The 14,216-nt window shown below is 46.1% G+C and carries 13 protein-coding genes and 1 pseudogene; 1 reads left to right on the top strand and 13 read right to left on the bottom strand.

Annotated features, from left to right (window positions below; translation table 11 throughout):
- Positions 1-300: 300 nt before the first annotated feature.
- The 9 genes from AB1L17_RS05320 to AB1L17_RS05280 form a co-directional block, all read right to left on the bottom strand.
- Positions 301-1,608, bottom strand: coding sequence for a pyrimidine-nucleoside phosphorylase (locus tag AB1L17_RS05320; protein WP_412843586.1), 1,308 nt, complete (start codon positions 1,606-1,608; stop codon positions 301-303).
- A 24-nt stretch (positions 1,609-1,632) separates the two neighbouring features.
- Positions 1,633-2,442, bottom strand: coding sequence for a purine-nucleoside phosphorylase (locus AB1L17_RS05315; RefSeq protein WP_412843585.1), 810 nt, complete (start codon positions 2,440-2,442; stop codon positions 1,633-1,635).
- Positions 2,443-2,499: 57 nt separating this feature from the next.
- A complete protein-coding gene (deoB, locus tag AB1L17_RS05310) occupies positions 2,500-3,672 on the bottom strand; it encodes a phosphopentomutase (RefSeq protein WP_412843584.1) in 1,173 nt (390 codons plus the stop codon).
- Between the two features lie 119 nt (positions 3,673-3,791).
- Positions 3,792-4,679 (bottom strand): site-specific tyrosine recombinase XerD, encoded by an 888-nt coding sequence (xerD, locus tag AB1L17_RS05305; RefSeq protein ID WP_412843583.1) that lies wholly within the window; start codon positions 4,677-4,679, stop codon positions 3,792-3,794.
- A gap of 93 nt (positions 4,680-4,772) precedes the next feature.
- The gene (locus tag AB1L17_RS05300; protein WP_412843582.1) at positions 4,773-5,012 is read right to left on the bottom strand and encodes a YqzK family protein; all 240 of its coding nucleotides are present in this window, start codon (positions 5,010-5,012) and stop codon (positions 4,773-4,775) included.
- 188 nt (positions 5,013-5,200) lie between these two features.
- Positions 5,201-5,665, bottom strand: a complete 465-nt coding sequence (gene fur, locus AB1L17_RS05295; RefSeq protein WP_412843581.1) for a ferric iron uptake transcriptional regulator — start codon at positions 5,663-5,665, stop codon at positions 5,201-5,203.
- A gap of 94 nt (positions 5,666-5,759) precedes the next feature.
- Positions 5,760-6,386, bottom strand: coding sequence for a stage II sporulation protein M (gene spoIIM, locus AB1L17_RS05290; RefSeq protein ID WP_412843580.1), 627 nt, complete (start codon positions 6,384-6,386; stop codon positions 5,760-5,762).
- Between the two features lie 67 nt (positions 6,387-6,453).
- Positions 6,454-7,626 (bottom strand): endonuclease Q family protein, encoded by a 1,173-nt coding sequence (locus AB1L17_RS05285; RefSeq protein ID WP_412843627.1) that lies wholly within the window; start codon positions 7,624-7,626, stop codon positions 6,454-6,456.
- 4 nt (positions 7,627-7,630) lie between these two features.
- A complete protein-coding gene (locus AB1L17_RS05280; RefSeq protein ID WP_412843579.1) occupies positions 7,631-8,188 on the bottom strand; it encodes an NUDIX domain-containing protein in 558 nt (185 codons plus the stop codon).
- A 105-nt stretch (positions 8,189-8,293) separates the two neighbouring features.
- On the opposite strand from AB1L17_RS05280, the pseudogene AB1L17_RS05275 reads away from it, so the two are divergent.
- Positions 8,294-8,347 (top strand): annotated as a pseudogene (locus AB1L17_RS05275) (Z-ring formation inhibitor MciZ); the annotation flags it as partial.
- Between the two features lies 1 nt (position 8,348).
- Here AB1L17_RS05275 and AB1L17_RS05270 read toward each other — a convergent pair.
- The 4 genes from AB1L17_RS05270 to AB1L17_RS05255 all read right to left on the bottom strand — a co-directional run bounded on the left by AB1L17_RS05270 (position 8,349) and on the right by AB1L17_RS05255 (position 13,826).
- The gene (locus AB1L17_RS05270) at positions 8,349-9,548 is read right to left on the bottom strand and encodes a DUF3866 family protein (protein ID WP_412843578.1); all 1,200 of its coding nucleotides are present in this window, start codon (positions 9,546-9,548) and stop codon (positions 8,349-8,351) included.
- A 146-nt stretch (positions 9,549-9,694) separates the two neighbouring features.
- Positions 9,695-10,816: a M20/M25/M40 family metallo-hydrolase gene (locus tag AB1L17_RS05265; RefSeq protein WP_412843577.1), complete on the bottom strand. Its 1,122-nt coding sequence runs from the start codon at positions 10,814-10,816 to the stop codon at positions 9,695-9,697.
- Between the two features lie 91 nt (positions 10,817-10,907).
- Positions 10,908-11,324, bottom strand: coding sequence for a methylmalonyl-CoA epimerase (mce, locus tag AB1L17_RS05260; protein WP_412843576.1), 417 nt, complete (start codon positions 11,322-11,324; stop codon positions 10,908-10,910).
- A 327-nt stretch (positions 11,325-11,651) separates the two neighbouring features.
- Positions 11,652-13,826 (bottom strand): stalk domain-containing protein, encoded by a 2,175-nt coding sequence (locus AB1L17_RS05255; RefSeq protein WP_412843575.1) that lies wholly within the window; start codon positions 13,824-13,826, stop codon positions 11,652-11,654.
- Positions 13,827-14,216 lie beyond the last annotated feature (390 nt).

Genomic DNA, 14,216 nt, shown 5'->3' with positions numbered 1-14,216 from the left:
TTTTACGAATTTCGCAATAATCTTTTACAAACAGTCTAATACAATAAAAGTAATCTGAAATGATAGCGGTGTCAACGAAATTTGACAAGTAGAATTATAAAACTTTATAAAGTCAATCCGAACAGTAAAATATATTTTATATAACAAAAAAACGACTTATATCTTACTATTGAATATGAAAAGGTAGATTTAATCAACAATATTTTTTCGAAAAACTGTATTTTTACTCATAAAACAAGGCGTGCGCATGTGCAGTCGCACGCCCCATTTTATATGATTAATCAACTAATAATCGCTGTTCTATGCTTCTATAATTTTATAGATCAACGGTTGTTCGTCATCAATTTTTGTCGAAATATGGAAGGCACCCTCCATTTCTTTCAACGCACTTTGCAGAAGACGATCTTCATTGGCATGGATCGTAACCAAAACTTCTCCAGCCTTCACTTGATCCCCGCGTTTTTTATGCAGGACAAGCCCTACTGCCAAATCAATTGGCATTTCTTTTGTCAATCTGCCTGCGCCCAAGACAACAGAAGCATGACCGATAGCTTCCGCATCAATCTCGTTCACATAGCCGTCCTGGTCAGCTGTCACGGTATGAATAATCTTTGCTTGCGGCAAACGTGTCAACTCATACACGTCCTGCTTGTTTCCACCTTGGGCCTCCACCATCTCAGCCAGCTTATCTACCGCTTTTCCGGAAGCCATCAAGTCTTCGAGCTTCTTACGTCCTTCTTCCACATCTGTAACAAGCCCACCCATCACAAGCATGCGCGAGCCAATAGCCAATACCAGCTCAGTCAAATCCCGTGGACCTTTTCCTGCGAGGGTTTCAACTGCTTCTTTGACTTCGAGAGAATTGCCCACAGCAAAGCCCAGCGGCTGGTTCATATCACTGATGACCGCCACCGTTTTACGTCCTACCTGGCTGCCGATCGCAACCATTGCATTCGCTAATGTTTCTGCCTCTTCAATGCTTTTCATGAAAGCGCCCTTGCCTACTTTTACGTCAAGCAGAATTGCATCTGCTCCAGCGGCAATCTTCTTGGACATAATGGAGCTCGCAATCAAAGGCACAGCCTCTACAGTAGCTGTCACGTCACGCAGCGCATACAGCTTTTTGTCTGCAGGAGTCAGATTGCCGGACTGCCCAATTACGGACACGCCAATATCACGCACCTGTTGCAAAAATTGCTCACGAGTGCGCTCAATCTCAAAACCAGCAAATGATTCCAGCTTGTCAAGCGTCCCCCCGGAGTAACCGAGACCACGCCCTGACATTTTCGCAACTGGAATACCTGCTGCGGCTACCAGTGGAGCAACGACGAGGGTAGTCTTGTCCCCTACTCCGCCAGTACTGTGCTTGTCAACCTTAATGCCTTGCAAGGAAGACAGGTCAAGCTGTTCGCCTGATCCTGCCATTGCCAAGGTTAGATCGCCCGTCTCTCTCGCTGTCATGCCACGGAAAAAGACAGCCATTGCCCATGCGGACATTTGGTAGTCTGGAATGCTTCCATCTGTATAGCCTGTCACCAGATACTGAATCTCTTCTGTTGTCAGTTCCCCGCCATCACGCTTCTTGGCGATCATATCGACCATACGCATAGTTAATCCCTCCGAATCCGTTAATTACATTTTGGCTACGATTCCATTGACCAGAGCCAGGAATTGCGTTTTTACCTTCTCCGTTGTTTCCATTACTTCATCATGGGACAGCGGTTGTTCCAAAATGCCTGCTGCCATGTTGCTGATGCAAGAAATACCGAGTACTTTAACGCCCATGTGTCGTGCCACGATTACTTCCGGCACAGTTGACATCCCTACAGCATCCCCACCCAACAGGCGAAGCATGCGGATTTCGGCAGGAGTTTCGTAGGTAGGACCTAACAGACCTGCATAAACGCCTTCACGCAGCTGAATTCCTTGCTCAGATGCAACTTCATGAGCCAGCTTGCGGAGCTGTTTGGAATACGCCTCGGACATATCCGGGAAGCGCTGTCCCAATTGATCATCGTTTGCACCGATCAACGGGTTGCGGAACGTCAGGTTGATGTGATCAGATATCAGCATGAGGTCACCTGGATTGTAGCCTTCGTTAATACCGCCAGCAGCATTGGTCACAATAATGGTTTCCACGCCGAGCAATTTCATAACACGAATCGGGAATACAACTGCATCCAGACCATGTCCCTCATAAAAGTGAAAACGCCCCTGCATCGCAACAACTTGCTTGCCTTGCAGTTTACCAATCACGAGCTGTCCTTTGTGACCAACAACGGTAGACACAGTGAAGCCCGGAATTTCATGATATGGAATTACAACTGGATTTTCGATTTCATCCGCCAGAACACCCAGACCTGATCCGAGTACGAGACCAATGGTAGGTTTCTCCGATAATTTTGGTTCGATATATGCTACTGCGTCATGAAAATTTGCCATTTCAATTCTCTCCTTTGTCGTGTTTCTTCTATATAAATGTTTATTTTTGCTTAACCTTTATAAACGATTTAGGAAGCTCTTCCCAATCAGTGGTGCAGCTACTTCAAAATTGTCTGCAATGGTTGCACCCAAATCCGCAAATGTCTCACGGATTCCCAAGTTTTCTCCACCTTGAATACCTTTGTGATAGACAAGCAGCGGAACGTATTCTCTCGTATGGTCACTGCCATGATGCACAGGGTCATTTCCGTGGTCAGCAGTGATAACCAACAGATCATTCTCTTGTAGCGCTTCCAAAAGCTCAGGAATGCGAGCATCGAACTCCATCAATGCCTGACCGTAGCCTTCCGGATCGCGGCGATGACCGAACTTCGCATCGAAGTCAACGAGGTTTACAAAAGAAAGACCCGTAAACGTTTGCTTCATCGTTCCCAGCATTTGATCCACACCATCCATATTATCTTTGGTACGGATCGATTGGGTAACGCCTTCTTCCGCGTAGATGTCGCCGATTTTGCCAATCGCAATGGAAGCGAGCCCTGCATCCTGCAAACGATTCATAACCGTAGGCGAGAATGGCTTCACGGAGTAATCGTGACGATTGGAAGTGCGGCTAAAATTGCCAGGTTGTCCAAGGAACGGACGAGCAATGACACGAGTGACAGCGAATTCATCACGCAACGTAAGCTCTCGAGCCACCTCGCAAATATGGTACAGCTCTTCAAGCGGAACGATCTCTTCGTGTGCTGCCACCTGAAAAACGCTGTCCGCAGATGTATAAACAATCACCGCACCGGTTTTCATGTGCTCTGCGCCTAGCTCGTCGAGAATGTCTGTCCCGGAAGCCACCTTATTTCCAACCACTTTGCGGCCAATACGCTGCTCAAACTCAGAGATCAGCTCTTGTGGGAAGCCGTCTGGATACGTATTAAAAGGCGTCGACACATGCAGACCCATGATTTCCCAATGGCCTGTCGTCGTATCTTTCCCCATGGAAATTTCCTGCATTTTGCCGTAATGGGCTAGTGGGCTTGCTGCTGGTGGTACGTTTTGAAGTGGTGCTATATTTCCTAATCCTAATTTTTGCAAGTTCGGCAACGAAAATCCCGCAACTCGTTCAGCAATATGACCTAAGGTGTTCGCTCCTGCATCATTGAACTTAGGGGCATCAGGTTGTTCGCCAATCCCTACGCTGTCCATAACGATCAAAAAAACTCGTGAATACTGCACTCGTAACGCCTCCCATTTAACAGTCATTCGATTCTATCATCAAGTCGTCAGACGTCTGACCTGATTCAGAAAATTTTTCTCCGCCCAACTAGCAGGCGGAGTCGATCGTTTTGTCATACTCATGCTCGCGGATGTGTCTTGGCATAAATGTCCTTGATCCGCGTCCTGGTCACATGTGTGTAAATCTGGGTGGTTGAAATATCAGCATGCCCAAGCATCTCCTGAACGGAGCGCAAATCTGCTCCATTTTCCAGTAAGTGAGTGGCAAAAGAGTGGCGAAGCGTATGGGGTGTAATTTCAGCACGGATGTTTGATTTTTGGGCGTAACGCTTAATTATCTTCCAAAAACCTTGCCGTGTAATTTGTTTGCCCAAGTGATTCAGAAATAATGCGGTATCGCCTGTTCCTTTTACCAGCTTAGGACGCCCTGCCTGCAAGTAGTAACGAACCATTTGAATGGCAACAGAGCCTAACGGAATGATTCGTTCTTTGGAACCTTTTCCCATGCATTTGACAAATCCCATATCCAGATTCACATCAGCACTATCCAGATTGACCAACTCAGAGACACGTATGCCTGTCGCATATAAGAGCTCCAGCATCGCCTTGTCTCGAAGTCCGGCAGGATGATTGACAGGAGGACTTTCCAACAGACGTTCCACTTCCTCAACAGAGAGCACTTTCGGTAATCGTTTCTCGATCTTCGGAGTTTCCAGATGAATCGATGGATCTTTATCTATGTATTTGTCCCGAATGAGAAACTGATAAAACGCTCGTATCGATGCCATATTGCGAGATAGCGTTGCAGTAGCACGTCCTTTTTCCCGCAAAACAAGCAAATAACCAATGATGTGCGTACGAGTAGAATCCTCTATTCGCCCGACACCTTGCTCCTGTAAATACGAGGTAAAGGCCACCATGTCCCGCTGATATGATTCCAGCGTATTGCGCGATAGCCCTTTCTCCACAGTCAGGAAATGAATAAACTGATCAATCAGACTGTCCATGAAGCTGTCCCCTTCAGCTGATAAGTATCTTGTATTGCTTTCCACAAAGAAAAGAAATCTCCTGCTTCTCCTCATAAAAAACTCAGATTCGAATTACTCTCCCGTCAAATAAAAAAGCTGCAAACGTGCAACATACCCATCAAAATCCTGCGCCTGAGATGTATTGATGACCTTTACTACCTTCACCGCATTTCCATGTGGCTCATGATAGGGATTGGCCGGAAGAAATTTATCCGCCAACAAGGTAATGATTCCATAGGACAGCAAGGTACAAGTAATGAATAGAAGCAAGAAACGAAGAACCTCCATCAAACGGCGATACGAGACCTTCATCCGTAAGCCTCCTTATCGTGCGTGTTCAACAAGTTGAACAACCTCTCATCGGGTTTCTTTCATTTATATGCACTTGTCCTTTGCTCCATGCGAATCAATCATTTTCTAGGATTCCACAGGAATGGGTCTCACATTACAAAACACCCGCGGAAAAAAGAAAAACTTCTCCGTTCCCAGAGAAGTCGACTTTATTTGAAGTCCTCCACGTTCACTTTATCCACGCAGCGATTGCAGATTCCGTAAAAGGTCAATCGATGGTCGGTAATATAAAAGTTGTAAACATTCTTGACTTTCTCTTCTGCTGTGACAAGCAGATCTTCAAAAATTTCATCCACCGTACCACAATTGTTGCAAATCAGGTGATGGTGGTGATAAGCGGCATTATCATCACGAAGATCGTAACGAGCTACGCCATCGCCAAAATTCATTTTATGAAGGATCTTTAGTTCGCTTAACAGCTCTAACGTCCTGTATACAGTAGCAAGCCCGATTTCCGGCGCTTTATCCTTCACCAGCAAGTAAACATCTTCCGCGCTCAAGTGATCTTCTTCATTCTCCAACAACACGCGAACAGTGGCTTCACGCTGTGGTGTCAGCTTGTAGTTCTGTGAATGCAACTGCTGCTTAATTTTCTCTAATTTTTCTTCCAACATTAATGCCCCTCCCCGCTCGCATGAAACCTGTTCCTATTATAGTAGAGGGGCAGCAAATAAGTCAAATGCATAAGTTCTTACCTGAGAATTATTCTTAATTAAGTACGAGCTGCATCAGCCTGGGGGAAATGAAGGTTTCAAACAAGGCTGCAATCGTCAATACCGCCAGCATACTGAGAACAAGAACTGTATAGCCCATAAAATGCGGCATGATGACGTCTCTTTTGCTTAACACTCTCGTCCGGATGAGTCGGAGTGAAAAAGAAATTCCACTGACGCCTACAATAAAAAGCGCAGGGACGACTAATAAATTTTGTGGGAGAACACCAACCATGGCGAAGGTGACGCCTTGCCATTGCAGTTGACTCACCAAAAAACCAACAGTGAAGCCAACCACTACCCCTTTTAAAAAGAGCATCAACAAAATCATTGGCAAACCAATGATTGATAGTCCTAATACCCACATAATCGCAACTGTTTTGGCATAATGACCAAACGCTTGCTGAAAATGAGCGCTGGTCTCGGGAATTCCATCACTACCCAGGCTGTTGAAAAAATATTGCAGAAATCCGTACAGCTCCTGTTTCTGCGATAATGGCAGTGAATTGACGAGGACGGCTCCGAAAATAATGCCCATCGTAAACAGGACGATCGTGAACCAGTAGAGTGACTGATGTTCTCTCGCATAGGATTGGATAGTTTGTCCGACTCGTGAACGCACGCTTCGTCGCCTCCCGCTTCGCTGATTACAATACAGCTTATGCGGACGAGTTCTTCGCTATGACAACCTACATCGGGACTACCTTTCCATAAGTACCGGCACCACCCTTTTGGACAGAAAGCCTTCCCTCTCTTGCTTGTGTGATGAGAGCCGCTATTTTTTCTCCGACAACACGGGCCAGCTCGTCTTCCTTTGCCCGATGCAAGACATTCATCTGCGTACCGAACGACTGGTATAGCTTTTCCAGCAGCTTCGGCCCGATTCCCGGAATGAATTCCAGCGGGATTTGCTCGATGTAAGGAGGACGAAAAGCCGGATGCTTCCCCGCTTCTACGTCCGCTAACTGATCAATGCGTGCAGCCACTCCTCGCACGATTCGCTGGTGTCCACATTCCGGGCATCGTCCTGAAGCGTCAGTCTCAAGTAACGACTGACAGCCTTGGCATGCAGTCTGATGATATTTTCCGAGTTCGGGGTGCAGACCATAATTCGCATGAACGCCTCTGCCTTCTATGCGCTTCATCGATTTCACCCACTCCACGAAGGAACGCTCCCGCATATGCACAGCTTGGTACTCCCGCCCGATCTTCGCCAACGAATGGGCGTCTGAATTCGTGAGAAAGGTTTTGTCATGGAGCTCGGATATGCGATCCGCCATGATGGTATTCGCACTCAACCCCAGCTCGACCGCAATAATCAGCGAAGGGTCAAGAACTTCCGCCATTGAGTCGGTACAGCTGCCATACAATCCTTTATGTGGTGTGAAAATATGAGCAGGAACCAAGATTCCATTCAGTTGATGAACACAAGCTTGTAATTCCAATAGGGATGTATAAATTCGCTGCGAGCTTAATTGCACATTTTTGCAGCGCTCTGACAGCCATCCGGTAAAAAGCTTCATGTCTTGTACCTTGGGGAGATAAACAAGAAAATGAGCGGCACCTCGTCCCGGCTCTTTGATTTCGACCTCACATCCTAATAATAGCAAGGTATCTTTGTAGGAAATTCCGCCGTCCTGATGTTCATTGGCCAGCCCCTTTTCCAAGAGATCTACCAGCTCATCCTGAACCTCAGGAGAATGTGCGTCGATAATCCCGATGACATCCATCCCTTTTTTATTTGAGGCTTCCTCCAATATTTTCGTGAGTGTCATTTGGCGCGATGCTGTTATTTTCACAGGTTTACCGCTCCACGTTCCGCCGATATGAATATGCATGTCGCAAAAAAAGGAACGAAGCATTGGATCAGCTACGTTCGCGGAGCACTTTATTTTCCCACGCAAACAATGCCACAACCGTCTTGGCATCTCGAATTTCTCCGCTTTGATGCAGGGCATGCGCTTCTTCCAGTGTCACTTCCAGCACATCGACGAACTCATCCTCGTCTGGCTTGCTCTCACCTTTTTTCAAACCGGTCGCCACAAAAACATGCAAAATTTCATCCGCGAAGCCTGGCGATGTGTAAAAAGAACTGAGTGGTGTGTACTGGCTCGCAGTATAGCCTGTCTCTTCTTCCAGCTCGCGCATCGCACATGCAAGCGGCTCTTCCCCTGGCTCCAGCTTTCCTGCGGGGATTTCCACGATGGTGCGCTCCAATGCTTTGCGGAACTGTCGTACCACAACCATTTTGTTGTCGTCTGTTAACGGTAATACTGCAACAGCACCTTGATGATTCACAATTTCTCTCTTGGCTGTATTGCCATTGGGGAGAAGTACCTCATCTACCTTCACCTTAATAATTCTTCCGTCGTAAATCGGTTGACTGGAAATTGTTTTTTCATATAAGTGATTGTACTTACTCAATGTCATCATCATCCTTTTTCCATGAAGTCGTTCTAAATCGTTGATTCCCTCCATAAGTTGGGAGCATAGAGCTTGTCTACCTTATTGTATCGGAGGAGATCATGAATGAAAACATATGTGAGCGAAAAGCAATTGCGTATGGTCGGGAAAGTTTGGGAGATCAAGGCAGCACTTCGTTCCTGGTCAAATAAAGACCTAACGCTCCAAGAGTACTTGATGAAACGTGCGAATGCAGGTCGTCGATAACCGTCCTGGCCAGATAATCCACACTTCTTGCCACAAAATCGGCAGCCACCAATGCTGTTTGAAAAGGAGCAGGGTCCGCTTGCCAATCCCGCCCCATGGTAGAAAAGGACAAGCCATACCCTTCTTCAAGCGCCGCGAGCTCTGACAATCCTGGGACTGTTCCTTTTATTAAAATATGCTTCCCCGCTTCTTCGATCGTTGTCATTTGCTGCGAGATGACATCATCTCTTTCATCACCGAAAATCGGGATTGAGACGAGAGCAGGACAAAGAGCAAATCTGCCTAAAATCGTTCTTGTATGATGACTGACACCATAATGTCTGGTACGCTGATCGCCAAAACTAATCCGCGGAATAAAAAAGGGAGTACCGCCAAGAGTAGAGACTGCATGGATAACCTCAGCCAACTGAACTCCTGAGAAACCATAAGGCGTACCCGTACCTGCTACTCCAGGTCCCAGCATACAAACGATCATATCGGCATGCTCTACATGGCGAGCTGCTAACAGTCCGCTATGAATCGTCAACGACTCGCGATCTCCCCCCCACGCATGACCAGTGGTAACTGTCGCGGCCAGGCTCCCGTTTGCTTTTAACTGATGGACATGCTGGCTCAAGGCAATGGGCAGGGAAGCACCGTCTGGCATTACATAGACGATACGCGCATTTGGACATTTGGTGTGCAATGCAAGGACGGCAACAGGTAAAAGACTGTGCAGCTCTCCGATCAAGACAGGGATAGCGTCCAATGACAAGCCTTCTTGTACAAACAAATGGTGGTACGGGCTATTCTGTTCTTCAACAGAATCGACCGCAAGCTGCCAGGGCGCATAGCGCATTTTCATAACATGTCCCCATTCATTCGGTAGAACGTCGACTTCTTCGTGCTGCGCAATCTTTCCTACCACCAAATGATACCCGCCTGTCCCCAATTGAAGACGGACAGCGGTTGTATTGATTAGCACGACATCTCCTTTTTCATACTCCTCCTGTAAGAAAGACAGGACACGATCCACTTCGGAACCAGCTGCAGATCCCGTCCGGACTTCGAGGATCTGCATTCCTGTTTGCTTTTCCAATACGTTTTGAACCGTCCCTAACGCCAAACGGAGCATTCAACATCCCCCTCAGCTTCCTATCTCGTCCCCATAGCTTCCTATTCAGTCTATGATGAACGGAGGTTGTCTCAAACATGCAAACGAGAAAGCGTTCAAAATAAAAGGTCGGAACCCCTCTTACGGAGATTCCGACCTTCTTTCTGTTATTCTTGTACTTCTGCAATAACAGCAAGCACGAGCTCAGCAGCTTTGTTCAGTTCAGCGATTGGCATGCGTTCGTTTTTCGTATGGATTTCTTCATAGCCAATGGCAAAGTTCACGCTTGGAACGTTGTATCCATTAAATACGTTACCGTCACTTCCGCCGCCACTTGCTACCAGCTCTGGATTGCGCTCGACACGTTTCACAGCAGCAATTGCTTTCTGCACAACAGGTGTTTCCTCGTTGAATTTGTAGCCATGGTACATGAAAATAACGTCATTCTCGCAAGTCGCGCCCATTTCAGCCGCAGCTTCTTCAAACGCAGTCGTCATTTTCTTCACCTGTGCTTCCAGCTTGTCCATAACCAAGCTGCGCGCCTCAGACCATATCTCTACATAATCCGTTACGATATTGTACGCTTTTCCACCTTCAAAGCGTCCGATATTCGCTGTTGTGTCTGCATCAATGCGGCCCAACGGCATACGGGAAATTGCCTTGCTAGCAACAGATATTGCACTGATACCATCCTCTGGATTCACACCTGCATGTGCTGCTTTACCGTGGATTTTGGTTACAATGCGGTATTGTCCTGCACCTGCTACGGTGATTTTTCCAACTGGACCTTCAGAGTCGAGAATGAAGCCCATTTCTGCTTTCAGCAGGCTGGAATCCATTGCACGGGAGCCTACGAGCCCAGATTCTTCTCCAACAGTCAGAACCACTTGGATGGTTGAATGCGGCAAATTTTGTTCTTTCATGCTGCGAATGCCTTCAAAGATCGCTGCGATCCCTGCTTTGTCATCCGCACCAAGGATTGTCGTTCCATCGGAATAAATATAGCCGTCGCGAATCTGTGGCTTGATGCCGTTTCCAGGCACAACCGTATCCATGTGACTGCTGAACAGAATAGTTGGGCCCTTACCAGTTCCCTCCAGGGTTGCGATCAGGTTATTGGCACCGTGACCTGTTTTGGCTGCGGCGTCATCCTCTTCTACTGTGAAGCCCATCTCCACCAGCTTTTCTTTCAGGACCTTGTTAATTTCTGCTTCATTTTTCGTTTCACTGTCAATCTGGACGAGCTCTAAAAATTCATTTAACAAACGCTCTTGGTTGATCGTACTCACACTCGTTACCTCCTGATCGTACTGCCCGATTTTGGTACTTATTCACAAGTTCCAGTATACCGCAAAAAAATTTTTTCTACTACGTAAACGCCTATGATTCTTTCGGATATTGGCACAGCTCATACAAAACGCCACCGGCTGCCTTTGGATGTAAAAATCCGATAAGGGCATCGTGTGCACCTGCTTTGGGAACCTCGTGGATGAGAGGAATACCTTGCTCTTTTAATTTGGCTAAACGAAGTGTTACATCATCTACGTCAAAAGCGATGTGATGAATGCCTTCTCCGCGCTTTTCTATAAATTTTGCAATGGGACTGCTTTCACTAAGCGGTTCTAGCAATTCAATATGACTTTCCCCGATCTTCAGAAATGCCACCTTGACTTGTTCACTCTCTACGATTTCTGTTCCAACCAGCTCTAACCCCAATTGCTCGGTATAAAAGGGAAGCGTCTTTTCCAAGCTTTTTACCGCGATGCCGATATGGGCAATTTTGTTCGGTGCGCTCACGAATCATCATCCTTTGCAAGTGGTTGTCTCATTGGCTACAATTCGGTACAATTTCAACAGGGGCAGACAATGAAAGCCAATGATTTCTTCCCTTCATTCTAGCACAGCCACTTACAGAATCACCTGATCATTTCCTCTACCTTGAAAGGAGGTGAGAATAGGATGAGACATCAATCGCTCTTTGCAAAAATACTGATCGGCATTCTAATTCTCTCACTCATCGTCCCAACGTTTTTTTACTTTCAATAAACAAGTGATGGACAAACGAATAAAGACCCCTTCCGACTTACAATCGAGAAGGGGTTTATCGTTTGTTCCAGCTTGATTTTATTTGTATACGTATACGCTGTCAGTATCGTCATCCCAGCCGACTGTGTAGCCAAGATTATCTGTAACCACACGGATTGGAACCATTGGCATTCCGTCTTTGAGAACAACAGGTGTTGGTAGTTGAACGTCTGTTCTGCCTACTTTTGCTGTTTTCGATCCAACTGTAAATTTCACTACCTTGGTTCCACTAACAACAGCAACATTTGTATTGTTCCATTGTGTAGTCAGAGCGAGAGCTTCTTTAAAAAATTGCGCTGGAACCATTGTCGTTTTATCCGTAATGTATGGAGCTACATTCAGAGGATACGTTTTTCCATGTAACGTGAATTTGGCGTTATTCACTTGAAAAGAAGCCGAATTCTTAGGAATTCCCGCTGATGGCTTTTGCTGCTGTTGCGGGGTTTTTGCTCCAGGCGTTGCAGGTTTTGCAGGTGTTGCAGGCTTCGGCTGAGCTGGGGATGGCATTCCTACACCAACTGCGCGAGCAAACAGCAAGCCTCTCTCTTCCGAAGTAAATACGCTGATGCTATATGTGTTTTTCACTGCAGGGTTGATGATGTTCGCTGCTGCATTAATCACGATATTTGCGTTAGTTGCTGCAGGGATGTCCTGAGACGGATAAATCAGAACGTTTTGTCCACGAACAGCAACGAAATTCGCAGCCACACCATTCACAGAAATGTTATTTGGCGCGATATAAGCTGGTACCTTGTAACCAACCGGGAATACGACCTCAATGAAGTCACGTTGCTTTTGCAGACCAACGCCCAGTCCTTTGATTGCTACGTTTACACCCGTTTGCTTGCCCACTGCATTTTGCGTCAATGCAATCGTTGCGGTGCTGTTGTTCGTAGCAGTATTCGGAACAGGTACAGTAGTTGTCGGGTTGGTTGGCGTCGGGTTAACAGAAGAGCCTCCGATGCTGAAGGATTTGGATTCCAAGGTTCTGCCGGAAACCGTAGCCTTCAATGTATAGCTACCAGCTGATTTTGGATTCGAAATCCATGCTCCGTACGTCACTTCAACCTTCACTTTGCTATTCGCACTGAAGTTGCTTGGCGCTACCAAAGCAATTTTATTCCCAGCTGCTGTTGCTTTCTTCGCTTGTTTCCCATTGAGCAAGAAGTCTGATGCAGTCAAAATTCCAGGTACCATGTCAGACGACGGGAATTCCAAAACCAGTTCTCCGTCTGCCTTCAACTCTTTGCTTCCGAAATCAGCATCAAACGTGTAGCTGGTGCGAGCCCCTGCACCCGGATCAGACAAGTTAACGGTAAAGCTGTCAGAAGCGCTGCTTGAGCTGGAACCGTTTTTTGTAATTTCAACATCTTCTGACTCGTATGTAGTCCCATCATATTTTACTTTAAAAACATATTTGTCTCCGGAATCAGGATTCTCGATTCCAGCAGACTTGTCAAATTCCAAGGTGATGTAATCATCAGCGTCTGCACTATTCGGAACTTTGATATCTACTGTGCTGCCACTTACACTGACAGATTTCGCAGTATATCCATTTACTTTTACATCCTCTTCATCGATGCTCGATGGAAGCATGCCTTTATCTGGGAAAGTGACTGTAATCGTGGTGTTTGACTCCAGCTCGTCACTACCTTTAAGCGAGATTTTACCTAGCTTGAGGCTTATTTTTTCTCCAGCTGCTTTGCTGCTCAACGATACGCTGTAGTCATTGCTCGACTTGCTACTGCTGCTAGAGCTGCTTTTTTTGATTTCTACATCTTCCGAATCCGAACTCTCATCGCCTGCTTCTACGCTTACACTGTAGGAACCTTTGTCGTCAGGATTCGTGATACCGCTCGTTATCTTAATCTTAATTTTATCGCCCGAATCTAAACTCTCATCCGTCTTAATTTTAATTTCGTCTCCATCAACGGTTACTTTCTTCACATCAAAGCTAGCATCAATATCGTCGCTATCAATATTATCGTCGATGTCGAAATCGGAATCGAATTCGATCGTAATCGTTTCTCCGCTATCAAGGTCTTCTTCTAGCTTGAATTCAATGGTGTAGTCACTTTCTTTCCCTGCACCATCGTTGTCTGCTTCTACAGACAATTTTTCAATAGCATGTGCTTGCTGCGGCATTGATACAAACGGTGTAGCGGCCAGCGCTGATGCTAGTACTATTGGTAGTGCTTTTTTACTTTTCTCCATGTTTTTCCTCCCATATTTACCGATAATCTGGAAAATCTCTCTAGCAGGTCGCTACCAGTCTACCACAAATGCTATTTGGTGGGAATCTCTTCTATTTTTCAAAGAGACATACTGGCTCCAATTGCTAAGACGAGGAAGTCTCCAAAAAAGTTACATGCGTAACGAGCGAATTGGAAAATTTTTTAGCCTGATAAACGAGGCGAGGAGATTTGAAAAATGGCGGCAGTTTCATTCGGAGACGTCCCATGATTCTTCATGTAATTAAGTACGTCTAGTTTAAACTGTGTGGAGTGCCTTGTATATGATGTTATAAACGCTTCTGCACCGTGTTTCTCGTATTGCATCACCCATACTCCAACCATGCTTTTGTGTGTACCGATAGACTTAGCA

The sequence above is a fragment of the Brevibacillus jepli genome (assembly GCF_047229145.1).
Classification (GTDB): domain Bacteria; phylum Bacillota; class Bacilli; order Brevibacillales; family Brevibacillaceae; genus Brevibacillus.
The sequence above is the reverse complement of the archived record's forward strand: the minus strand, read 5'-3'. Positions and strand labels throughout refer to the sequence as shown.